Annotated in this window: 18 protein-coding genes; 12 read left to right on the top strand and 6 right to left on the bottom strand. The window is 64.9% G+C overall.

Translation table 11 applies throughout. The features are described from left to right. Positions 1-49: 49 nt before the first annotated feature. From FFS35_RS08760 to FFS35_RS08745, 4 genes are read right to left on the bottom strand one after another with little or no spacing between them, the layout of a single operon-like run. Positions 50-262, bottom strand: a complete 213-nt coding sequence (locus FFS35_RS08760; protein WP_249341539.1) for a formate dehydrogenase subunit delta — start codon at positions 260-262, stop codon at positions 50-52. 35 nt (positions 263-297) lie between these two features. Beyond that, positions 298-3,141, bottom strand: coding sequence for a formate dehydrogenase subunit alpha (fdhF, locus tag FFS35_RS08755; RefSeq protein WP_137786712.1), 2,844 nt, complete (start codon positions 3,139-3,141; stop codon positions 298-300). A gap of 5 nt (positions 3,142-3,146) precedes the next feature. Then, the gene (locus FFS35_RS08750) at positions 3,147-4,691 is read right to left on the bottom strand and encodes an NADH-ubiquinone oxidoreductase-F iron-sulfur binding region domain-containing protein (RefSeq protein WP_137786711.1); all 1,545 of its coding nucleotides are present in this window, start codon (positions 4,689-4,691) and stop codon (positions 3,147-3,149) included. Further along, complete coding sequence (locus FFS35_RS08745; RefSeq protein ID WP_137786710.1) at positions 4,688-5,185, bottom strand: NAD(P)H-dependent oxidoreductase subunit E; 498 nt, start codon at positions 5,183-5,185, stop codon at positions 4,688-4,690. Before FFS35_RS08745 ends, FFS35_RS08750 begins: the two co-directional genes overlap by 4 nt. A 267-nt stretch (positions 5,186-5,452) precedes the next feature. Here FFS35_RS08745 and hrcA point away from each other — a divergent pair, with 267 nt between their 5' ends. The 3 genes from hrcA to FFS35_RS08730 are packed head-to-tail and all read left to right on the top strand — an operon-like array spanning position 5,453 to position 8,301. Next, positions 5,453-6,496 (top strand): heat-inducible transcriptional repressor HrcA, encoded by a 1,044-nt coding sequence (hrcA, locus tag FFS35_RS08740; protein ID WP_137786709.1) that lies wholly within the window; start codon positions 5,453-5,455, stop codon positions 6,494-6,496. Between the two features lie 22 nt (positions 6,497-6,518). Continuing rightward, entirely contained in the window at positions 6,519-7,058 is a 540-nt protein-coding gene (gene grpE, locus FFS35_RS08735) for a nucleotide exchange factor GrpE (RefSeq protein WP_137786708.1), read from the top strand. 19 nt (positions 7,059-7,077) lie between these two features. Then, positions 7,078-8,301, top strand: a complete 1,224-nt coding sequence (locus FFS35_RS08730) for a threonine synthase (protein ID WP_137786707.1) — start codon at positions 7,078-7,080, stop codon at positions 8,299-8,301. 25 nt (positions 8,302-8,326) lie between these two features. Here the strand turns inward: FFS35_RS08730 and FFS35_RS08725 are convergent, their stop codons facing one another. Then, positions 8,327-9,160 carry a TauD/TfdA family dioxygenase gene (locus tag FFS35_RS08725; protein ID WP_137786706.1) on the bottom strand — a complete coding sequence of 278 codons (834 nt, stop codon included), beginning with the start codon at positions 9,158-9,160 and terminating at the stop codon, positions 8,327-8,329. 87 nt (positions 9,161-9,247) lie between these two features. Here FFS35_RS08725 and FFS35_RS08720 point away from each other — a divergent pair, with 87 nt between their 5' ends. Together FFS35_RS08720 and FFS35_RS08715 are read left to right on the top strand one after the other, a co-directional pair. After that, positions 9,248-9,886 (top strand): Crp/Fnr family transcriptional regulator, encoded by a 639-nt coding sequence (locus FFS35_RS08720; RefSeq protein ID WP_171007570.1) that lies wholly within the window; start codon positions 9,248-9,250, stop codon positions 9,884-9,886. Between the two features lie 136 nt (positions 9,887-10,022). Then, the gene (locus FFS35_RS08715) at positions 10,023-10,544 is read left to right on the top strand and encodes a PEPxxWA-CTERM sorting domain-containing protein (protein ID WP_137786704.1); all 522 of its coding nucleotides are present in this window, start codon (positions 10,023-10,025) and stop codon (positions 10,542-10,544) included. Positions 10,545-10,637: 93 nt separating this feature from the next. On the opposite strand, the gene FFS35_RS08710 is transcribed toward FFS35_RS08715, so the two are convergent. Further along, positions 10,638-11,996: a helix-turn-helix transcriptional regulator gene (locus tag FFS35_RS08710; protein ID WP_137786703.1), complete on the bottom strand. Its 1,359-nt coding sequence runs from the start codon at positions 11,994-11,996 to the stop codon at positions 10,638-10,640. A 107-nt stretch (positions 11,997-12,103) separates the two neighbouring features. On the opposite strand from FFS35_RS08710, the gene FFS35_RS08705 reads away from it, so the two are divergent. The 7 genes from FFS35_RS08705 (at position 12,104) to FFS35_RS08675 (ending at position 20,461) form a co-directional block, all read left to right on the top strand. Beyond that, positions 12,104-13,630, top strand: coding sequence for an acyl-CoA carboxylase subunit beta (locus FFS35_RS08705; RefSeq protein WP_137786702.1), 1,527 nt, complete (start codon positions 12,104-12,106; stop codon positions 13,628-13,630). A gap of 232 nt (positions 13,631-13,862) precedes the next feature. Then, a complete protein-coding gene (gene mce, locus FFS35_RS08700) occupies positions 13,863-14,282 on the top strand; it encodes a methylmalonyl-CoA epimerase (protein WP_137786701.1) in 420 nt (139 codons plus the stop codon). A 22-nt stretch (positions 14,283-14,304) separates the two neighbouring features. Beyond that, entirely contained in the window at positions 14,305-15,093 is a 789-nt protein-coding gene (locus FFS35_RS08695; RefSeq protein WP_137786700.1) for an enoyl-CoA hydratase-related protein, read from the top strand. After that, positions 15,074-17,254, top strand: a complete 2,181-nt coding sequence (gene scpA, locus FFS35_RS08690; RefSeq protein WP_283214552.1) for a methylmalonyl-CoA mutase — start codon at positions 15,074-15,076, stop codon at positions 17,252-17,254. The genes FFS35_RS08695 and scpA overlap by 20 nt, the downstream gene beginning before the upstream one ends. Beyond that, on the top strand, positions 17,251-18,264 hold the full coding sequence (gene bioB / locus FFS35_RS08685) for a biotin synthase BioB (protein ID WP_137786698.1): 1,014 nt from the start codon (positions 17,251-17,253) through the stop codon (positions 18,262-18,264). Before scpA ends, bioB begins: the two co-directional genes overlap by 4 nt. Further along, the gene (locus FFS35_RS08680) at positions 18,261-18,482 is read left to right on the top strand and encodes a hypothetical protein (protein ID WP_137786697.1); all 222 of its coding nucleotides are present in this window, start codon (positions 18,261-18,263) and stop codon (positions 18,480-18,482) included. The genes bioB and FFS35_RS08680 overlap by 4 nt, the downstream gene beginning before the upstream one ends. After that, positions 18,482-20,461: an acetyl/propionyl/methylcrotonyl-CoA carboxylase subunit alpha gene (locus FFS35_RS08675; RefSeq protein ID WP_137786696.1), complete on the top strand. Its 1,980-nt coding sequence runs from the start codon at positions 18,482-18,484 to the stop codon at positions 20,459-20,461. The genes FFS35_RS08680 and FFS35_RS08675 overlap by 1 nt, the downstream gene beginning before the upstream one ends. Positions 20,462-20,495 lie beyond the last annotated feature (34 nt).

The raw sequence follows: 20,495 nt of genomic DNA, 5'->3' as shown, positions 1-20,495 counted from the left end.
GATGCTGCATCGCGGCATGGAGGCGGTCAACCGCCGTGCGGAAGTTAAATCACGTTTGAGACGCGGAATGGGCGATCTCGTTCGGAAGTGCCGTCACCGCCCGTCGGGCGATGTCGCTGAAAGCGCCGGCATCTTCTTTCAGGCAGGCGGCGATACGCTGGCGCATGGCCGGATCCCAATAGAGGCGCATATGTTCACGCATCGCGGCGACCGCCTCGTCCTCGCCACTCACGGCGAAATTCCGTGCGATCTGGTTGGCCATGTAAACGAGCCGGTCAGTTGTGGACATCACGCAGGTCATTCGGCCGCCTCCGCCTCGATCCGGCGCGAGCGGGCGGCCTGATCGGCGTATTCGCGTTGCCAGTCGCTCGGCCCGTTCGACGCGGAAACCTGCACCGCCGTCACCTTGTATTCCGGGCAGTTGGTGGCCCAGTCGGAATAATCGGTGGTTATGACGTTGGCCTGCGTGTCCGGATGGTGGAACGTCGTATAGACCACTCCCGGCGCGACCCGGTCGGTGATGAGCGCGCGCAGGGTGGTTTCGCCCGCGCGACTGCGAAGGCTTACCCAATCGCCATCGCGCAAGCCGCGATTCTCCGCGTCGTGCGGATGGATCTCCAATCGGTCCTCCTGATGCCAGGCGACGTTGTCGGTCCGACGCGTCTGCGCGCCGACATTATACTGGCTGAGGATACGCCCGGTGGTGAGAAGCAGGGGGAAGCGCGGCCCGGTCCTCTCGTCGGTCGGCACGTAATCGGTGACGACGAACCTGCCTTTGCCGCGCACGAAGCCATCCAGATGCATCGTCGGGGTGCCGAGCGGCGCGTCGTCGGTCGCTGGCCATTGCAGCGAGCCGTGTTCCTCCAGCGCGGCGTAACTGACGCGCGCGAAGGTGGGTGTAAGGGCGGCGATCTCATCCATGATCTGCGACGGGTGGGTGTAATTCCAGTCGAGCCCGAGCGCGCGCGCGAGGAGTTGCACGATTTCCCAATCGCCATGGCCGTTGAGCGGCTCCATCACCTTGCGGACGCGCTGGATGCGGCGCTCGGCGTTGGTGAAGGTGCCGTCCTTTTCCAGAAAGGTCGATCCGGGCAGGAAAACATGGGCGTAATTAGCGGTCTCGTTGAGAAACAGATCCTGCACCACCACGCACTCCATCGCGGCGAGGCCCGCCGCGACGTGATGCGTATTGGGATCGGATTGCAGGATATCCTCGCCCTGGACGAATAGCGCCTTGAACGTACCGTCCGTCGCCGCATCGAGCATGTTGGGGATGCGCAGCCCCGGCTCCGGATCGAGCGACGTGCCCCACGCATCCTCGAACAGGGTTCGCGTGGCCGGATCGGAAACGTGGCGGTAGCCGGAATATTCGTGCGGGAAGCTGCCCATGTCGCATGCCCCCTGGACGTTGTTCTGCCCGCGCAACGGATTTACGCCGACACCCTCGCGCCCGATGTTGCCGGTCGCCATCGCGAGATTGGCGATCGCCATCACGGTGGAGGAGCCCTGGCTGTGCTCTGTCACGCCGAGCCCGTAGTAGATGGCGCCGTTGCCGCCGCTGGCGAACAGCCGGGCGGCGGCGCGCAGGTCCGCGGCGGGAACGCCGGTCAGCGCCTCTGTGGCTTCCGGTGAGCGATCCGGCTGCGAGACAAATGCCGCCCAATCGGCATACGCGTCCCAGTCGCAGCGCTGGCGGATGAAGGCCTCGTCGGCGAGCCCCTCGGAGACGACGACATGCGCCATCGCTGTCAGCACCGCGACATTGGTGCCGGGGCGCAGTGGCAGGTGATGATCGGCGGCGATATGCGGGCTGCGCACCAGATCGATCCGGCGTGGATCGACCACGATCAGCCGCGCGCCGGCCCGCAGCCGCTGCTTCATGCGACTGGCGAACACGGGATGTCCATCCGTGGGATTGGCGCCGATGACCATGATGACGTCGGCCTGCATCACACTGTCGAAGTCCTGCGTACCGGCCGAGGTGCCGAAGGTGGTCTTCAGGCCATAGCCTGTCGGCGAGTGGCAGACGCGCGCGCAGGTATCGACATTGTTGTTGCCGAAGCCCTGGCGGATCAGCTTCTGAACGAGGAAAGTCTCCTCGTTGGTGCAGCGCGAGGAGGTGATGCCGCCAACGCTGCGCTTGCCGTATCGGGCCTGGATGCGGCGGAATTCGCGCGCGGTGTGGGCGATCGCCTCTTCCCAGGAAACCTCGCGCCACGGCTGATCGATGCTGGCGCGGATCATCGGCTTCAGGATGCGGTCGCGGTGATTGGCGTAACCCCAGGCGAAGCGGCCCTTGACGCAGCTATGCCCGTGATTGGCCTTGCCCTCTTTCCACGGCACCATGCGAACCAGTTGTTCGCCGCGCATCTCCGCACGAAACGTGCAGCCCACGCCGCAATAGGCGCAAGTGGTGACGACGGCGCGATCGGGCGTGCCGATCCTGGCGACGCTTTTCTCGATGAGTGCGGACGTGGGGCAGGCCTGCACGCATGCGCCGCATGAAACGCATTCGGAAGCGATGAATTCCTCGTCGGCGCTCGCCGCCACTTTCGAGCCGAAGCCGCTGCCGTCGATCGTCAGCGCGAACGTCCCCTGCACCTCGTCGCAAGCGCGCACGCAACGCGAGCAGACGATGCACTTGGCCGGATCGAAGGTGAAATAGGGATTGCTCTCGTCCTTGTCGGCGGACAGGTGGTTCGCGCCGTCATAGCCATAGCGCACGTCGCGCAGGCCGACCGCGCCCGCCTGATCCTGCAGCTCGCAATCGCCGTTGGCCGCGCAGGTGAGGCAATCGAGCGGGTGATCCGAGATGTAAAGCTCCATCACCCCGCGTCTCAGCTCTGCCAGTCGCGGGCTTTCGGTGCGGACGATCATCCCTTCGCCGGCGGGTGTGGTGCAGGAAGCGGGATAGCCGGTGCGGCCGTCGATCTCGACCAGGCACAGGCGGCACGATCCAAACGCCTCCAGCCGGTCGGTGGCGCACAGCTTGGGGATATTGGTGCCGCGCAAGGCGGCGGCGCGCATGATCGACGTGCCTTCCGGCACCGTCACGGGCTCACCGTCGATCAACAGCGTTACACTGTTGCCGTTACCGGCCGGCGGGCTGGTGCCAAGGTCAATTTCGCCGATCCATGCCATGAAGCTTACTCCAGCGGCGCCGCAAGGCTGCCGAAATCCTCCGGGAAATGATCCAGCGCGCTTAGCACGGGATAAGGCGTGAAGCCGCCAAGCGCACACAGCGAGCCGAACTTCATCGTATCACAAAGGTCGCGCAGCAGCATAATTTCTTCGGCGCGCGAACGGGCGCGTGGCGTTGCGTTACGCATTTGCGGCAGTGCTTCCACGGTGCCGGGCGCGGCGCGTCCACCGGCTGCGATGCGATCGATCGTTTCCATCCCGCGTACCGATCCGATGCGGCACGGCGTGCATTTGCCACAACTTTCATGAGCGCAGAATTCCATCGCGAAACGCGCCATCCGCGCCATATCCGCGGTGTCGTCAAACACGGTGATCCCGGCATGGCCGATCAGCCCGCCAGCTGCGGTGAACGCTTCGTAATCGAAGGGCAGATGAAACATTGATGGCGGGAAATAGGCGCCGAGCGGGCCGCCGACCTGCACTGCCTTCACCGGGCGGCCGCTTTCCGTACCGCCGCCGACCTCCTCGACCAGTTCGCCGAGCGTGATGCCGAAACCGGCCTCGAACAGCCCGCCGTTGCGCACGTTGCCGGCAAGCTGGATCGGCATCGTTCCGCGCGAGCGTCCGAAGCCCGCCTTTGCGTACGCAGCCGCGCCCTGTGCGATGATGAACGGTATGGCCGCGAGGCTCAGCACGTTGTTGATAACCGTGGGCTTGCCGAACAGCCCCGCGATCGCGGGCAGCGGCGGTTTGGCGCGCACCTGCCCGCGCTTGCCCTCGATCGAATCGAGCAGCGCGGTTTCCTCGCCGCAGACATAGGCGCCGGCGCCGACGCGCACCTCCAGCGCCAGCGGTGCGATGCGCGGGGCGGCGCGCATGATCGCCGCCTGCATCGTGCGAATCGCGAACGGATATTCGGAGCGGATGTAAACAAAGCCGCGCCCGGCGCCGACCGCATGGGCGGCGATCGCCATTCCCTCGATCAGGCAGAAAGGATCGCCCTCCATGAGCATCCGATCGGCGAAGGTGCCGCTGTCGCCCTCGTCGGCGTTGCACACGATGAATTTCTCGGCTGCCTCGGCATCGAGGACGGTCTGCCACTTGATGCCGGTGGGAAAGCCCGCGCCCCCGCGCCCGCGCAGGCCGCTCTCCTTGACCTCGTCAACCACTGCCTGCGGGGATCGCGCGCGCGCCGCGTCCAGCGCGCTCCACCCACCGTGGGCGGCGTAATCGTCGAGGTCCAGCGGATCGATGACGCCGCACCGCAAGAAGGTGAAACGCTGCTGCCGCGAGAAGAAGGGATGTTCCTCGATCAGGCCGATGCGGTTCGGGTGCGTGCCGTCCAGTACCGCAGCCGCCTCGTCTGGATGAACCGGGCCATAGGCGATGCGACCGGCTGCCGTTTCCACCTCCACCAGCGGCTCGATACGGAACAGGCCACGGCTGCCGGTGCGCATCACCCTGGCGCCCCGTCCCGACAAGGCCGCCGCCACTTCGTCCGCGCCGAGCGCCACAGAGGCCATGTCGGCACTGACAAAAACGCGCGTCACGCCAGCGTCTCCGCGACGATCCTGCCGATCTTGGTCGCATCCAGTCGCGAGACGGGGTGGCCATCGACAAACGCATTGGGCCCGGTGGCGCACAGGCCCAGGCAATAAACCGCCTCGATGGAAACCCGGCCGTCCGCGCTCGTCTCGCCCATCCGCAGCCCGAGCCGGTCGGTGATCAGCCGTTCGATCGCCGCGCCGCCGCGCGCCTGGCAGCTTTCCGCGCGGCACAGCCGGATCCGATGCGTTCCCGATGGTGCGCGCCGGAAATCGTGGTAGAAGGTGACGACGCCGTACACGTCCGCCCGGCTGAGGTTCAGCGCCGCGGCGACCGGCGGGATCATTGCGTCGTCGATATGCCCGAACTCGTGCTGCAACGCGTGAAGCAGCGGCAGCAGGGCGTCGCGCACCGGCGCGCAACTGCGCAGGAAGCGTGCGATCGCATCGGTATATCGGGCGGAAGTGTCTTCCGCTGTGGTCGGATTGATACGGGTCATGGGTTCCTGACGTTCGCACCACGGCAGCGGACGATCAACGGAATTCATCGCCGCGTATTTACAACCTGTCTCGGCTCGTCCGGTTTACAAGCCGTCCCGCTCAGTCCGGTTTACAACCGGTCTCGCCCCATCTGCCTTACAAGATGTCTCGCTCCGTCGGGTTTACAACCTGTCCCGCCCCATCTGGCCTCCTCAACATGACTGCTGTTACCCCAGCGCCTCAGCCCCCGTTGAGCCGGGGGCTGTGCGGCCCTACATCGGGGTTTGATGACCATCGGCACGCCCGTAACCGAACTCAGCGACCGCGCGCGCGACGTGTTTCGCCGCGTGGTCGACAGTTATCTGGATAGCGGTGTACCGGTGGGCTCGCGAACGCTGGCGCAGGCCGGGCTGAACCTGTCGCCGGCGTCGATTCGCAGCGTGCTGGCGCAGCTCGAGACGATCGGATTGCTCGCCGCGCCGCATACGTCGGCCGGGCGAATGCCGACCGAACTGGGGCTGCGACTGTTCGTCGATGGCATGATGCAGGTGTCGGAGCCGAGCCGGGAGGAACGGGCAACCATCGAGGCGCGCGCCGCTGCCGCCGGGCCGGTGGAAGAAGCACTGGCGGCGACTACCTCCGCTCTTTCCGGCCTCTCCGCCTGCGCCGGGCTGGTGATGGTGCCCAAGAACGAGCAGGTGTTGCGCTCGATCGGCTTTGTTCCCCTGTCGCGGACCCAAGCGCTGGCCGTGCTGGTGAGTGAGGACGGCGCGGTAGAGAATCGCGTCATCGAACTGCCCGCCGGGGTCGATCCGCCCGCGCTGGTGGAAGCGGGCAATTACATGTCGGCCACACTTGCCGGACTTACGCTCTCCCAGGCGCAGGCACGGGTGGATCGTGAGCTGGCCGTCGGGAAGGCCGCCGTCGATGCTTCTGCACAGGCGCTGATTCGGCGCGGTATAGCGGTGTGGACCGAGGACGGGGACCGCAGACCAGTGCTGATCGTGCGCGGGCAGGGGCGGTTGCTTGACGATGCCGCCGCAGCCGACCTCGAACGGGTGCGCGATCTGCTTGATGATCTGGAGGGCAAGCAGGAAATCGCGGCGCTGCTCGATTCGGCGCGCGCCGGTGACGCTACACGCATCTTCATCGGGGCCGAGACGAAGTTGTTCGCGCTTTCCGGGTCGTCGGTGATCGCCAAACCGTTTCGCGGGCAAGACGGTCGCGTCGTCGGCGTGGTAGGGGTGATCGGCCCGACCCGGTTGAACTACGCGCGTGTCGTGCCCATGGTGGATTTCACGGCTGCAACGCTTGCCCGCCTGATCGGGTGAGCCGCCAACATACGGGAATGAAATGACAGACGAGAATACGACCGAGAACCTGCACGAAGATGCGACGGAAGCGGCGCACGAGGTTGCCGATCACGACCGGGCAGCCGAACTGGAGAGCGCGCTCGCCGAGGCCAAGCAGCAGGTGCTCTATGCACAGGCCGAGACGCAGAATGTTCGCCGCCGGGCCGAGAAGGACGCCGCCGATGCGCGGGCCTATGCAGCGACCAACTTTGCGCGCGATGTTCTTTCGGTCAGCGATAATCTCGAACGGGGCCTTGCCGCAATTCCCGAGGAATTGCGCACGGACGAGCGGCTCAAGGGGTTGATTGCCGGGTTGGAGGCGACCGGTCGCGAACTCTCCAGTGTGTTCCAGCGTCATGGCATCACGCGGATCGATGCGCTGGGCGAGAAGCTTGATCCGAACCGCCATCAGGCGATGGTCGAAATCCCGTCGGTCGATGCGGAGCCGGGCGTGATCGTTCAGGAAATGCAATCGGGCTGGATGATCCGGGACCGGCTGCTCCGCCCGGCGCTGGTCGGCGTCGCCAGGGCTGCTGACTGATTCGGCGCGGTATCGGCGGATGAACGAGAATATTGTCGCGGAGCGGCCGACCTTCGTTACGCACCTGGAATGCTCGATCACCGGTGAGCGGTACGCGGCGGACCAATTGCATGGCTTGTCGCGCGCGGGGCGTCCGTTACTCGTTCGCTACGATTTGGAGGCGGTCAAGGCGGCGCTCCCGCGCGAAATACTGGCCGCGCGTGAGACCGATCTGTGGCGCTGGCGCGAGCTTTTGCCCGTCCGGCGAACGGAGAATGTCGTCAGCCTGGGCGAGATTGAGACGCCGCTGGTGCCGATCAGCCGTAGCGGCGGTGCGAGAGTGCTGGTGAAGGACGAGGGGCGGTTGCCCACCGGCAGCTTCAAGGCACGCGGGCTGGTGATGGCCGTGGTGATGGCGAAAGAGCTTGGCGTCTCGCGAATCGCGATGCCGACCAACGGTAACGCCGGGGCCGCACTCGCCGCCTATGCGTCGCGGGTCGGCATCGAGACAATTGTCTTGTGCCCGGAGGACACACCGGAGGTGAACGTCCGCGAGATCGCGATGCAGGGCGCGCAGGTGTGGCGCGTCAACGGCCTGATCGACGATTGCGGCGCGATCGTCGGTAAGGGCGCAGCGGAAGGGCACTGGTTCGATTTCTCTACGCTGAAGGAGCCATATCGGATCGAGGGCAAGAAGACGATGGGCCTGGAACTGGCCGCTCAGCTTGGCTGGCGGCTGCCCAAGGCGATCTTCTATCCCACAGGAGGCGGCACCGGGCTGATCGGTATGTGGAAGGCTTTCGAGGAGCTGGAGAAGCTTGGCTGGATCGGGGCGGAGCGGCCTCGCATGTATGCGGTGCAAGCGGCGGGCTGCGCCCCGATAGTTCGTGCGTTCGAAGCGGGCGAGGAACATGCCGACCGCTGGGAGGATGCCCACACCGTCGCCGCAGGCATCCGCGTGCCGCGGGCGATTGGCGATTTTCTGATCCTGCGCGCGGTTCGGGAGAGCGGTGGCAAGGCGCTGGCGGTGGGAGATCCCGCGATACTCAAGGCGGTGGATGATTGCGCGCGCAAGGATGGCCTTCTGCTCTGCCCGGAAGGTGGCGCGACGCTGGCAGCTTATCGACAGGCGCTGGTCGACGGCGAAGTACAGGAGGATGAGGACGTGGTGCTGTTCAACTGCGCGACAGGACTGAAATATCCAATGCCGGAAGCGACGCGCACGCTCGACCGTCACGCCGCGATCGACCTTAATTCGTTGTGACGGCCGCGCCTGGACGCGAGGTCCGCTATTCGAGCGCCTCACCCGATATGGTGATGCGGTGCATCAGCCGGCGATGCCCCTGGTAGTCATTCATCGCGCAATGCCACGTCGAGCGATTGTCCCATACCGCCAGCGACCCTGGTGACCATTGTACGCGGCACTGGAATTCCGGCCGCATCGCGACGCTGAACAGATATTGCAGGAGCGGCAGGCTTTCCTGGCGCGTCCAGCCTTCGAAATGCAGCGTGAAGGCCGGATTCACGTAAAGCAGTTCTCGCCCGGTCTGCGGGTGGCGCAGCGCCACCGGATGGACCGCGCGGGTGCGGATCTCATGGCCCTTCAGATCCGCACCCTGATCGGTCTTCGCATAGATGCCGTCGGCACTGTAGATATGGTCGGCGGAATGGACGGCGCGCAACCCACGCAACGTCTGCTTCAAACCGTCGGACAGCGATTCGAAGGCGGCACCCATGCTGGCGAACAATGTGTCTCCGCCCGCAGGCGGCGTTTCGCGGGCAAGGAGGATCGAGCCCATCGCCGGCACCTGGTCATAGCTGTGATCGGTGTGCCAGCCACCGCCGATATTGGTTGTCTGCGTCTCCGATTTTCGGACCTCGGCGATCTCGGGGTAACCGCCGTTCGCCGGAAAGTAATTGTTGACGTCGATTCCGCCCCAGCGCTGCGCCAGCGCAATGTGCTGCTCGGGCGAAAGCTGCTGATTGCGCACGAACAGGATGCCGTGATCGGCAACTGCACGGCGGAGCACGTCGAGTCCGCCATCGTCGATCGTGTTCAGATCCACACCTAGCGCCTCGACGCCGACATGATCGGCTAGCGGGCGGAGTTGCACATCGCTCATCGCATCTTCTCCTTGGATGAGCGCGATCTATCGCATCGGCTCGCATCCAAGTGTGACGTAAGTTACATTCGCGCGATGGAAATCGCAGTGCTCGCAAAACGTGGCTTATGGTTCGCGCACCTTCCCGCGCCGTTGCAGGCGGCATTGGTGCGCGACGGCCGCGTGGTGCGCCTCGGCACGGGGCAGTGGGTTTACGGTGAGGGTGACGAGGAGACGGGCATCGTGCTGGTGCTTGAAGGCGCACTGCGGATCGAGGCTTCGATCGGCGAGGATCGCGATGTGCTTGTGAACCTTGCGCCGGCCGGAACCGCGTTCGGACAATCACGGCGACGGGGCGGGGGACCGCGAATAGTGACTGCCCGGGCGACAGCGCGCGCGATGGTGTTGCTGGTCGCGGACAGTGCGCTGGAACGGATCGCCGCCGATCACCCGGCGTTGTGGCGCGCGGTGAGCGAGCTTGTCTATGGCCAGCTCGATGCGGTGGTGCGCCTGGCGGCGCAGATGATTGGCCTGGGCCCGCGCGCCCGGATCGCCGCCCGCCTGCTAGCGCTGGGCGGAACTGGAGAGCTTCTGGTGAGCCAAAACGATCTCGCGGAGATGTGCGGCGTCTCCCGCAAGATCGCGAACGTGCATCTTGCGGCGCTGGAGCGTATCGATGCGATCCGGCGGGGTTATGGCCGGATCGTGATTATAAATGCGGAGTTGCTTCGGGAGGTGATCGGGTGAGGGGGCAGCCCCGTGCGCCATCTAAAACGGCGTGACGAGCCGAACCGGAATTTATCATGCATCTTTTGCCGGCGAGGGACGTAACTCTTCGTGCCATCATCCCGTCAAGGTCGGCGTTGAGAGGCAGGGAGAGCGTATGAAGAAGCTAGCGTTTTGTGTGGCTGCCGCGATCGTCGTGATGGCTTCACCAGGATATGCAGCACCGCTGCTGTTCAATTTCTCCGGTCCGTCCGGCACCGCGGTGTTCCAGCTTGATTCAAATCCGACGCCCGATTTTTCTCAGACGTTCATTGGATCGGATCAGTTTTCGTTCAAGGATGTTGCGGGTACATTTGGCGGCGTGGCCGGAACGGCATCCACCATCAGCTTCGGCAACGGCATATTCGCCAGCCTGAGCATCAATGCCGCCAATCTCGGCTTCACACAATTCAACGCGCCGACACTGTTTACCGGGTCACCAGCCAATCCGACTTTCCTTACCGGCTCATTCACCCTCATCAACCCGTTCTTCGGCAACGGCCAGTTGACTATCTCCCCGATAGCGGCCGCTGTCCCGGAGCCCGCCACCTGGGCGATGATGATAATGGGCATGGGAGCGATCGGCTTCGCAGTGCGCCGTCGGCAGAAGGTTGTCACAAGCGTGTCTTACGCCTCTTAAACGCGCGACACCGTAAGCGAAGAGCCGCCGGTCGCGAGATCGGTGGCTCTTCGCCGTTAGTCGGCGCCGATGATCACGCGCGGCGGTCCCCGTTCAAACGACCCGGTAGGGCACGACGCGGCGAACCGCTGGGTCCACGGCGATCGCGCGGTCCGTGGGTGGAAAGGCGCGTTGGTCGCAATTATCGCGCGGGCACAGCCGACAGGAGATGCCGATCGATGTCGGCGCGCGGGCGCGGTCCACGGCATCGGCATAGACGAAATCAGCGGCGTGCGTGGCCTCGCACCCGAGCACCACTGCGTAGCGGCGCGGGCTGCGCGCAAAGCTGCCAGAGGGCTTCACCAGCCCCTTGGCCATCGAGATATAACGCACACCATCCGGCGTTTCGGCATGCTGCACCAGGATGCGATCAGGGATCGCGACCGCCTCATGAACATGCCACAGCGGGCAGGCTCCGCCGAAGCGCGCGAATTGCAGTCGGGTGGCGGAGTGGCGCTTGGTGATGTTGCCGGCCATGTCGACGCGGCAGAAATAGAACGGAACCCCCGCCGCGCCCGCGCGCTGGAGGGTTGAGAGCCGGTGGCACGCCTGCTCGAAGCTCACCCCGAAACGGCGGCAGAGGCGGTCGATATCGTGCCGCAGCCGACGCGCCTCGGCGCGAAAGGCGGCGTAGGGCATCACCAGCGCGCCCGCCGCATAGTTCGCCAGCCCAATCGCGAGCAGCCGGGCTGCCTCCGGGCCCGGCACGTCGGCGCCGGCGACGATCATCTCGATTTCGCCCACAAAGGCGGTGGCGGCAAGCCGATGAGCGATAAGGAAGCGCCGACTTTCCGGCGGCAACGCGGCGTTGAGCGTCAACACCGCGCCGTCGAATCGGGCAAGGGGCGCGTCTTCGTCGGCGTCGGTGGCCAGCGTAATGTTGTGGCTGTGCAGGCCTTGCAGCAGATCGCCTGCCATCGTCTCGGCGAGTTGCTCGGCCGCGTGATCCAGGGGATCGACGTAATTGCCCGCTTCGTGAAACCAATCCCGCACAGCTTCCCATGGCAGGCGTGCGCCGGTGCCGGCGGTCATTGATTCCTCGGCGATAGCGAGGCGTTCCTCCGCGGCGCGCTTGGCGGCGTGGAGCGCGATCATGCGATCGGCAAGCGCAGGTCGTTCCTCCGCGAGCCGAGAGGCCTCGTCCGCATCGACCGGTACGAGCGCGGGGTCGGCCAGCGCCTCTCCCAATGCAGCGAGGCGGCGGGCCGGCGCTTCGCCCTCGATCGCTGCGAGCGCCTGCGGGTAATGGCGGGCAAGCGCGGTGCTGACGGCAGCGGTCAGAGGCCGCTCGCCGGTTTCCAGTTGCGACAGATAGCTTACCGACAGCCCGAGCCGCGCAGCCATTGCGCGCTGGTTGAGCCCGGTGGTTAAACGGAGAGCGCGCAGTTGCTGTCCGGCGTATATCCTACCCATTGCATATAGGTCGTAGTTCGCAAGAACGGCTTTCGCAACTTCGCAAGTTCACATTTGCGCTTCGCTGCGCGCGGCGTCAGGAGAGGATGTTGCACCCGGAGAAACGCATGTCGTCGACGATCGAGGAACTGGAACGCAAGCGCGCCGCCGCGCGGCTCGGTGGTGGGCAGAAGCGCATCGATGCGCAGCATGCCAAGGGCAAGCTCACGGCGCGCGAGCGGGTGGACGTGTTGCTCGACGAGGGATCGTTCGAAGAGCTCGACATGTTCGTCGAGCATAACTGCGTCGACTTCGGGATGCAGGATCAGGTCTTCCCGGGTGACGGCGTGGTGACGGGATCGGGCACGATCAACGGGCGGCTCGTGTTCGTGTTCAGCCAGGATTTCACGGTATTCGGTGGATCGCTGTCTGAACGGCACGCGCAGAAGATCTGCAAGGTCATGGACATGGCGATGAAGGTCGGCGCGCCGGTGATCGGGCTGAACGATTCGGGCGGCGCGCGAATCCAGGAAGGCGTCGCCTCGCTTGGCGGATACGCCGAGGTGTTTCAGCGCAACGTGCTCGCGTCGGGGGTGGTGCCTCAGATCAGCGTGATCATGGGGCCGTGCGCGGGTGGAGCGGTCTATTCACCCGCGATGACCGACTTCATCTTCATGGTGAAGGATTCGAGCTACATGTTCGTCACCGGCCCGGATGTGGTGAAGACAGTGACGAACGAGGTGGTGACGCAGGAGGCGCTTGGCGGCGCTGTCACCCACACCACCAAGACGAGCGTGGCCGACAATGCATTCGAAGACGATATCGAGGCGCTGCTCGCGACGCGTGATTTCGTGGATTACCTGCCGGAATCGAACCGCGCGCCTGTGCCGGCGCGGCCCACCGACGATCCGTGGGACAGGCTGGAGCAGAGCCTCGACACGCTGATCCCGCCCAGCGCCAGCCAGCCTTACGATATGCACGAGCTGATCCGTAAGGTGGTGGACGAGGGCGATTTCTTCGAAATCCAGCCGGGCCACGCGGGCAACATCATCTGCGGCTTCGGGCGGATCGAGGGGCGCACGGTAGGGTTCGTCGCCAACCAGCCGATGGTGCTGGCGGGCGTGCTGGACATCAACTCCTCCAAGAAGGCGGCACGCTTCGTGCGCTTCTGCGACGCGTTCGATATCCCGATCGTCACCTTCGTCGACGTGCCGGGCTTCCTGCCGGGGACGGCGCAGGAGCATAACGGCATCATCAAGCACGGCGCGAAACTGCTGTTCGCCTATGCCGAGGCGACCGTGCCGAAGATCACCGTCATCACGCGCAAGGCCTATGGCGGCGCCTATGACGTGATGGCCTCCAAGCATCTGCGCGGCGATCTCAATTATGCCTGGCCGACCGCCGAGATCGCGGTGATGGGCGCGAAGGGCGCGGTGGAGATCATCTTCCGCGGCCTGAACGAGGAAGGGATCGCCGAAAAGACCCGCGAATATGAGGCGCGCTTCGCCAACCCGTTCGTGGCGGCGGCGAAAGGCTTCATCGACGAGGTAATCCAGCCACACTCCACGCGGCGAAGGATCGCGCTGGGGCTGCGTAAGCTCCGGAGCAAGTCGCTGGAGAATCCGTGGAAGAAGCATGACAACATTCCGTTGTGACGGCAGGAATGATCTTCGTCGCAGCTTTGCTTGCCGCGATCGCTGTGAGGATGGTGCTTTGCGGGATGAAAGGTTTGCGCGAAGGGCAGGCACCATTGCCGATGAAATACTCGGATTGGGGACCATTCTCCCGCGCTGCTGAACCAAAGCGATTCTGGTTTGCGATCATTTGGTGTTTTGGCTGGGGTGCAGTCGCGGCTCTGGGAAGCGCGGACTGGTTTGGAGGTGCAGAGTGGAACTAGGTCGTCTCAACCACGTCGGCGTCGCGACGCCGTCGATCGCCAGGTCGATCGAAACCTATCGCACTCTGCTCGGCGCGACGGCGATCGGCGAGCCGTTCGACCTGCCCGCGCAGGGGGTGAAGGTGTGCTTCATCGATGCGCCCAATACGCAGATCGAGCTGATCGAGCCGTATGATGAGGCCTCGCCGATCGCGGGGTTCCTGAAGAAGAACCCGGCGGGCGGGCAGCATCACGTCTGCTTCGAGGTGCCCGACATCCACGAAGCCGTCGCGCATCTGAAGGCGAATGGCGCGACCGTGCTGGGCGAGCCGCGGATCGGCGCGCATGGGACGCCGATCGTCTTCGTCCACCCAAAGGATTTCGGCGGGATGCTCGTCGAACTCATGGAAACGCCTAACGAGGCGCACTGACACACGCTTGGGAGAGAGCAAGATGGCCGATTACGAAACGATCCTGACCGAGAAGAAGGGCGATGTCCTTGTCGTCACGCTCAACCGCCCGGAGCGGCTCAACGCCGCATCGCTGCAGATGGCCGAGGATCTGTCTGTCGCGCTCTATGACCTGCAAGGTTCGCGCGCGGTGCTCATCACCGGCGCGGGGCGCGCGTTCTGCTCCGGCGCCGATCTTCAGGCGCGCGGCAGCGGCAGCGCGGTGAGCGGCGGCGATGCCAGCCACCGAGCGCTCATGAACTATTATAACCCCGCGCTGTCGCAGATCATGCGGCTGCCGGTGCCGGTGGTGACGGCGGTCAACGGCCCGGCGGCGGGCGTTGGTTGCTCGATCGGGCTGGCGGGCGATTTCGTACTCGCGGGCAAAAGCGCCTATTTCCTTCAGGCGTTCGTCAACATCGGCTTGGTGCCGGATGGCGGCTCGACCTGGCTGTTGACCAAGGCGATCGGCAAAGCGCGCGCGACGCAGATGATGATGCTGGGCGAGCGGATCGGCGCGGAGCAGGCGGAAGGCTGGGGGCTGATCTACAAGGCGGTGGACGATGCGGCCCTGCAGGATGAGGCGCTGGCGCTGGCAACGCGGCTCGCCGCCGGGCCGACCGTCGCGCTGGCGACGATGCGCCGCAACATCATGACCGCGCTGGACGGCACGTTCGACGAGGTGCTGCGCGCCGAAGCCGAGGGCCAGCGTATCGCCGGCGGCACGGCGGACGCGCGCGAGGGCGGCCTGAGCTTTCTGCAGAAGCGCAAGCCTGAGTTCAAGGGCGCGTAAGGCGCCGGAGTGGAGCGACATGACCGATACCAAACCGACGCTTGATGACTGGTCCGCCGCCGCCGCCAAGGAGGTGAAGGGCAAGGATCTCACATGGCAGACGCCGGAGGGGATTGCGGTCAAGCCGCTCTACACTGCCGAGGATGTGACGGTCGATCCGGGCCTGCCGGGCTTCGCGCCATTCGCGCGCGGTGTGCGCGCGTCGATGTACGCCGGGCGGCCGTGGACGATCCGGCAATACGCCGGTTTCTCCACGGCCGAGGAATCGAACGCTTTCTATCGCCGTAACCTGGCGGCAGGGCAGAAGGGCCTGTCGGTCGCATTCGATCTCGCCACGCATCGCGGCTATGATAGCGATCACCCGCGCGTGACCGGTGACGTCGGCAAGGCCGGCGTGGCGATCGATTCTGTCGAGGACATGAAGATCCTGTTCGACGGCATTCCGCTCGATCAGATGAGCGTGTCTATGACGATGAACGGCGCGGTGATCCCGATCCTCGCTTTTTTCATCGTCGCTGGCGAAGAGCAGGGTGTCGAGCGCAAGCTGCTCGACGGCACCATCCAGAACGACATCCTAAAGGAGTTCATGGTCCGAAACACCTATATCTATCCGCCGGAGCCGAGCATGCGGATCATCTCCGACATTTTCGGCTACACCAGCCGCGAGATGCCTAAGTTCAACAGCATCTCGATCTCCGGCTATCACATGCAGGAGGCCGGCGCGACGCAGCTTCAGGAGCTGGCGTTCACGATCGCGGATGGCGCGGAATATGTGAAATACGGGGTCGCCTCAGGCCTGGATATCGACAAGTTCGCCGGGCGCCTGAGCTTCTTCTTCGCGATCGGCATGAACTTCTTCATGGAGGTGGCGAAGCTGCGCGCGGCGCGCGTGCTGTGGCACCGCGTGATGACGAAGCTCGGCGCCAGGGACGAACGCAGCAAGATGTTGCGCACGCATTGCCAGACGAGCGGCGTCTCGCTGACCGAGCAGGACCCGTACAACAACGTGATCCGCACCACGATTGAGGCGATGGCGGCAATGCTGGGCGGCACCCAGTCGCTGCACACCAATGCGCTCGACGAGGCGATCGCTTTGCCGACCGATTTCTCCGCCCGGATCGCGCGCAACACGCAGATCGTGATTCAGGAAGAGACGGGGATGACCAAGGTCGTCGATCCGCTCGGCGGCTCCTATTATGTTGAAAGCCTGACCCAGCAACTCGTCGATGGAGCTTGGGAGATCATCGAGCGGGTCGAGCGCGAGGGCGGCATGGCCAAGGCGGTAGCCGCGGGCTGGCCCAAGGCGATGATCGAAGAAGCCTCCGCAGGGCGAGCCGCTCGGGTCGATCGTGGCGAAGACGTGATCGTCGGCGTCAACAAATATCGCCTCGCCAACGAGGACGCGATCGATATCCTCGATGTCGATAACCACGCGGTGCGTGAGGCGCAGATCCGCCGCATCAACCAGGTGAAGGCGACGCGCGATCAGGCGGCCTGCCAAGCGGCGCTCGATGCGCTGCGCGACGGCGCCAAGGGCGATGGCAATCTGCTCGAGCTGGCCGTCACGGCGGCGCGCGCACGCGCGACGCTGGGCGAGATATCTTCGGCGATGGAGGATGTGTTCGGCCGTTTCGGCACCGTCCCGACGCCGGTTAAGGGTATCTACGGCGGCGCCTATACGGATGATGAGCGTTGGGCGCGTTTGTTGCGCGGAGTCGAGGCGACCGAACGCCGGCTGAGCCGCAAGCCTCGCATCTTCGTCGCGAAGATGGGGCAGGACGGGCACGATCGCGGCGCGAACCTCGTATCCTCGATGTTCGGTGATCTCGGCTTCGAGGTGGTGGCCGGCCCGCTATTCCAGACACCGCAGGAGGCCGCCGCACTGGCGCTCGACAAGGACGTTGACGTGGTCGGCGCCTCAAGCCTCGCGGCGGGGCACAAGACGCTGATCCCGGAACTGATCGGTCACCTGAAGGATGCTGGCCGCCCCGATATAAAGGTGGTGGCGGGTGGGGTTATCCCGGCGCAGGATTATCAGGCGCTTTACGATGCCGGGGTGCAGGCGATCTTCGGTCCCGGCACCAATCTTACCAAGGCGGCGGAGGACGTGCTGCGCCTGCTTGGCCACAATATGCCCCCCGAAGCCGAGGCGGCGGAATGAGCGAGATAATGACCCGTAACGACTGGACGCGCGAGGAGATCGCGGCGCTTTTCGACCTGCCGTTCGACGAGCTGATGTATCAGGCGCAAACCGTCCACCGCGCGCATCACGCGGGCGGCGAGGTGCAGCTCTGCACGTTGCTCTCGATCAAGACTGGTGGCTGCCCGGAGGATTGCGGCTATTGCTCCCAATCCGCGAGCGCGGAGAGCGGCGTTAAGGCGACCAAGCTGATGGACCCGCGCGCCGTGCTCCAGATGGCGGCGCAGGCGAAGGACAGCGGCTCGCAGCGCTTCTGCATGGGCGCCGCGTGGCGCAACCCCAAGGACAAGGACATGCCCGCCATCGTCGAGATGGTGAAGGGCGTGCGCCAGATGGGCATGGAAACCTGCATGACGCTGGGTATGCTCACGCCGTCGCAGGCGGCGATGCTGGCCGATGCGGGGCTCGATTACTACAACCACAATATCGATACCTCGCCGGAGCGTTATGGCGACGTCATCACCACGCGCACCTTCGGCGAGCGGCTGGAAACGCTGGAGAACGTCCGTCAGGCGGGCATCAACGTGTGCTGCGGCGGGATCGTCGGCATGGGCGAGACCCGCGCCGATCGCGTCGGCTTCGTCCACGCGCTCGCCACGCTGCCGCGCCACCCGGAAAGCGTGCCGGTAAACGCGCTGGTGCCGGTGAAGGGCACGGTGCTGGGCGACATGCTCGCCGATACCCCGCTCGCGAAGATCGACGACATCGAATTCGTCCGCACCGTCGCGGTCGCGCGCATCAGCATGCCGATGAGCATGGTGCGGCTGTCGGCGGGGCGCGAGAGCATGGCGGAAGCGACGCAGGCGTTGTGCTTCATGGCCGGCGCGAACTCGATCTTCACCGGCGACAAATTGCTCACCACCGGCAACCGCGGCGACAGCGCCGACGCCGCGCTGTTCGCGAAGCTGGGGGTGCGGCCGATGAAGGCAGAAGAGCCGATGCGGCAGCGAGTGTGCGAGGCGGCTGAGTGAAGCCGAAGGGCTGCCTGCTCAGCGGAACGCTCTGGGTAGCTCTTTTCGGCTTCTGGTTTCTAGGCATGATTACGCGCGACTGCCCTGACACGATGGATGTCTGTTCGGCGCGTGACAATCTGCGCTGGGCAATCTGGTGGTTATCAGCCGTCTTGTCTTTGGGCGCCATGGTTTTGGTTTTTCTATATCGACCTGCAAAGGGAAGCGACGACCTCTGATGTTCAAGAAAATCCTTGTCGCCAATCGTGGCGAGATCGCGTGCCGCGTATTCCGCACGGCGAAGAAGATGGGGATCGCCACCGTTGCGGTCTATTCGGATGCGGACGCGCGCGCGCCGCATGTGCTGATGGCGGACGAGGCGGTGCGGCTCGGGCCGGCGCCGGCGGCGGAGAGCTATCTCAAGGCGGACCTGATCCTGAAAGCGGCGAAGGACACCGGCGCGGATTGCATTCATCCCGGCTATGGCTTCCTTTCAGAGCGCGAGAGCTTCGCGAAGGCGTGCGCGGACGCAGGCATCGCTTTCGTCGGCCCGCCGCCGAACGCCATCGCTGCGATGGGCGACAAGATCGAATCGAAGAAGCTCGCCAAGGCGGCCGGCGTCAACGTCGTCCCCGGCTATCTCGGGGAGATCGCGGACACCGAAGAGGCGGTTAAGATCGCCACGGACATCGGCTTTCCGGTGATGATGAAGGCGTCGGCCGGCGGCGGCGGCAAGGGCATGCGACTCGCGTGGAGCGAGCAGGACGTGCGCGAGGGCTTCGAGGCGACCAAGCGCGAGGGGCTCGCCAGCTTCGGCGACGATCGCGTCTTTATCGAGAAGTTCATCGAAAGCCCGCGCCATATCGAGATCCAGGTGCTCGGCGATCAGCACGGCAATATCGTCTATCTTAACGAGCGTGAATGTTCGGTGCAGCGTCGCCACCAGAAGGTGGTCGAGGAAGCACCGTCGCCGTTCGTCACGCCCAAGATGCGCAAGGCGATGGGCGAGCAGGCGGTCGCGCTGTCACGCGCGGTGGGCTATTACAGTGCGGGCACGGTCGAACTGATCGTCTCTGGCGCGGACAAGACGGGTGAGAGTTTCTACTTCCTCGAAATGAACACCCGCCTTCAGGTGGAACATCCGGTGACGGAGGAGATCACCGGCCTCGATCTGGTCGAGCAGATGATCCGCGTGGCGGCAGGCGAGAAACTTGGTTTCGGCCAGAAGGACGTGAAGATCAACGGCTGGTCGGTCGAGAACCGCGTCTACGCCGAGGATCCGTATCGCGGCTTCCTCCCGTCGATCGGGCGGCTCGTGCGATACAATCCGCCAGCGTTTTCAGACGTTGTACGCGTCGATGACGGTGTGCGCGAGGGCGGTGAGGTCAGCATGTTTTATGATCCGATGATTGCCAAACTCATCACCCACGGCAAAACGCGGGAGGAGGCGATCGACAAACAGGTCGCCGCGCTCGACGCGTTCGAGATCGAGGGGCCCGGGACAAACCTCGATTTCGTCTCCGCGCTGATGCAGCATCCGCGCTTCCGTTCTGGCAATATCACCACTGGATTCATCGCGGAGGAATATCCCGATGGTTTCCACGGTGCTCCGGCGTCGGATGGCCTCGTGCGGACGCTTGCGGGCGTTGCCGCGCATGCTGCGATGGCTTGGGCGGAGCGCGCGCGGTGCGTGGACGGGCAACTCGGTGCGCCACTCGATCCGCCGGCCGACTGGGTGGTACGGATCGACAAGCTAGATCACGTTGTGACGATCGATGATGATGTCGTGACCGTCGATGGCCAGCCGCTGGACGGTGAGATCCACTATGCGCCGGGTGAACGCATCGCCACCGTGGAGGGCACGGCGCCGCTGACGGTGAAGATCGCTCGCACCCGCACCGGGTTCACGCTCAATGCGCGCGGGGCGACGCACAAGGTTCGCGTGTTGCCGGCACGCGTTGCGCCCTACGCGAGGCACCTTATCGAGAAAGTGCCGCCCGATTTGTCAAAGTTCCTGATCGCGCCGATGCCGGGGCTGCTCGTCCGCCTTGACGTGAAGGAGGGCGATAAGGTCGAAGCGGGCCAGCCGCTCGCGGTGGTCGAGGCGATGAAGATGGAAAATATCCTGCGCGCCGAAAAGTCGGCTGTGGTGAAAGCGGTCAACGCCGCGGCCGGCGAAAGCCTGCAGGTCGATCAGGTGATCCTGGAGCTGGAATAGGGACTGCCGGCCTTCCCGGCGGGGAGGCGCACGC

The sequence above is a fragment of the Sphingomonas sp. 3P27F8 genome (assembly GCF_005502745.1).
Taxonomy (GTDB): Bacteria; Pseudomonadota; Alphaproteobacteria; order Sphingomonadales; family Sphingomonadaceae; genus Sphingomonas.
The sequence above is the reverse complement of the archived record's forward strand: the minus strand, read 5'-3'. Positions and strand labels throughout refer to the sequence as shown.

Excerpts from the sequence above, each read along its gene's own strand:
- FFS35_RS08760 (WP_249341539.1), bottom strand. The coding sequence starts at position 262 with ATGGCCAACCAGATCGCACGGAATTTCGCCGTGAGTGGCGAGGACGAG.
- fdhF (WP_137786712.1), bottom strand. The coding sequence starts at position 3,141 with ATGGCATGGATCGGCGAAATTGACCTTGGCACCAGCCCGCCGGCCGGT.
- FFS35_RS08745 (WP_137786710.1), bottom strand. The coding sequence starts at position 5,185 with ATGACCCGTATCAATCCGACCACAGCGGAAGACACTTCCGCCCGATAT.
- hrcA (WP_137786709.1), top strand. The coding sequence starts at position 5,453 with ATGACCATCGGCACGCCCGTAACCGAACTCAGCGACCGCGCGCGCGAC.
- grpE (WP_137786708.1), top strand. The coding sequence starts at position 6,519 with ATGACAGACGAGAATACGACCGAGAACCTGCACGAAGATGCGACGGAA.
- FFS35_RS08730 (WP_137786707.1), top strand. The coding sequence starts at position 7,078 with ATGAACGAGAATATTGTCGCGGAGCGGCCGACCTTCGTTACGCACCTG.
- FFS35_RS08725 (WP_137786706.1), bottom strand. The coding sequence starts at position 9,160 with ATGAGCGATGTGCAACTCCGCCCGCTAGCCGATCATGTCGGCGTCGAG.
- FFS35_RS08715 (WP_137786704.1), top strand. The coding sequence starts at position 10,023 with ATGAAGAAGCTAGCGTTTTGTGTGGCTGCCGCGATCGTCGTGATGGCT.
- FFS35_RS08710 (WP_137786703.1), bottom strand. The coding sequence starts at position 11,996 with ATGGGTAGGATATACGCCGGACAGCAACTGCGCGCTCTCCGTTTAACC.
- FFS35_RS08705 (WP_137786702.1), top strand. The coding sequence starts at position 12,104 with ATGTCGTCGACGATCGAGGAACTGGAACGCAAGCGCGCCGCCGCGCGG.
- FFS35_RS08695 (WP_137786700.1), top strand. The coding sequence starts at position 14,305 with ATGGCCGATTACGAAACGATCCTGACCGAGAAGAAGGGCGATGTCCTT.
- bioB (WP_137786698.1), top strand. The coding sequence starts at position 17,251 with ATGAGCGAGATAATGACCCGTAACGACTGGACGCGCGAGGAGATCGCG.
- FFS35_RS08675 (WP_137786696.1), top strand. The coding sequence starts at position 18,482 with ATGTTCAAGAAAATCCTTGTCGCCAATCGTGGCGAGATCGCGTGCCGC.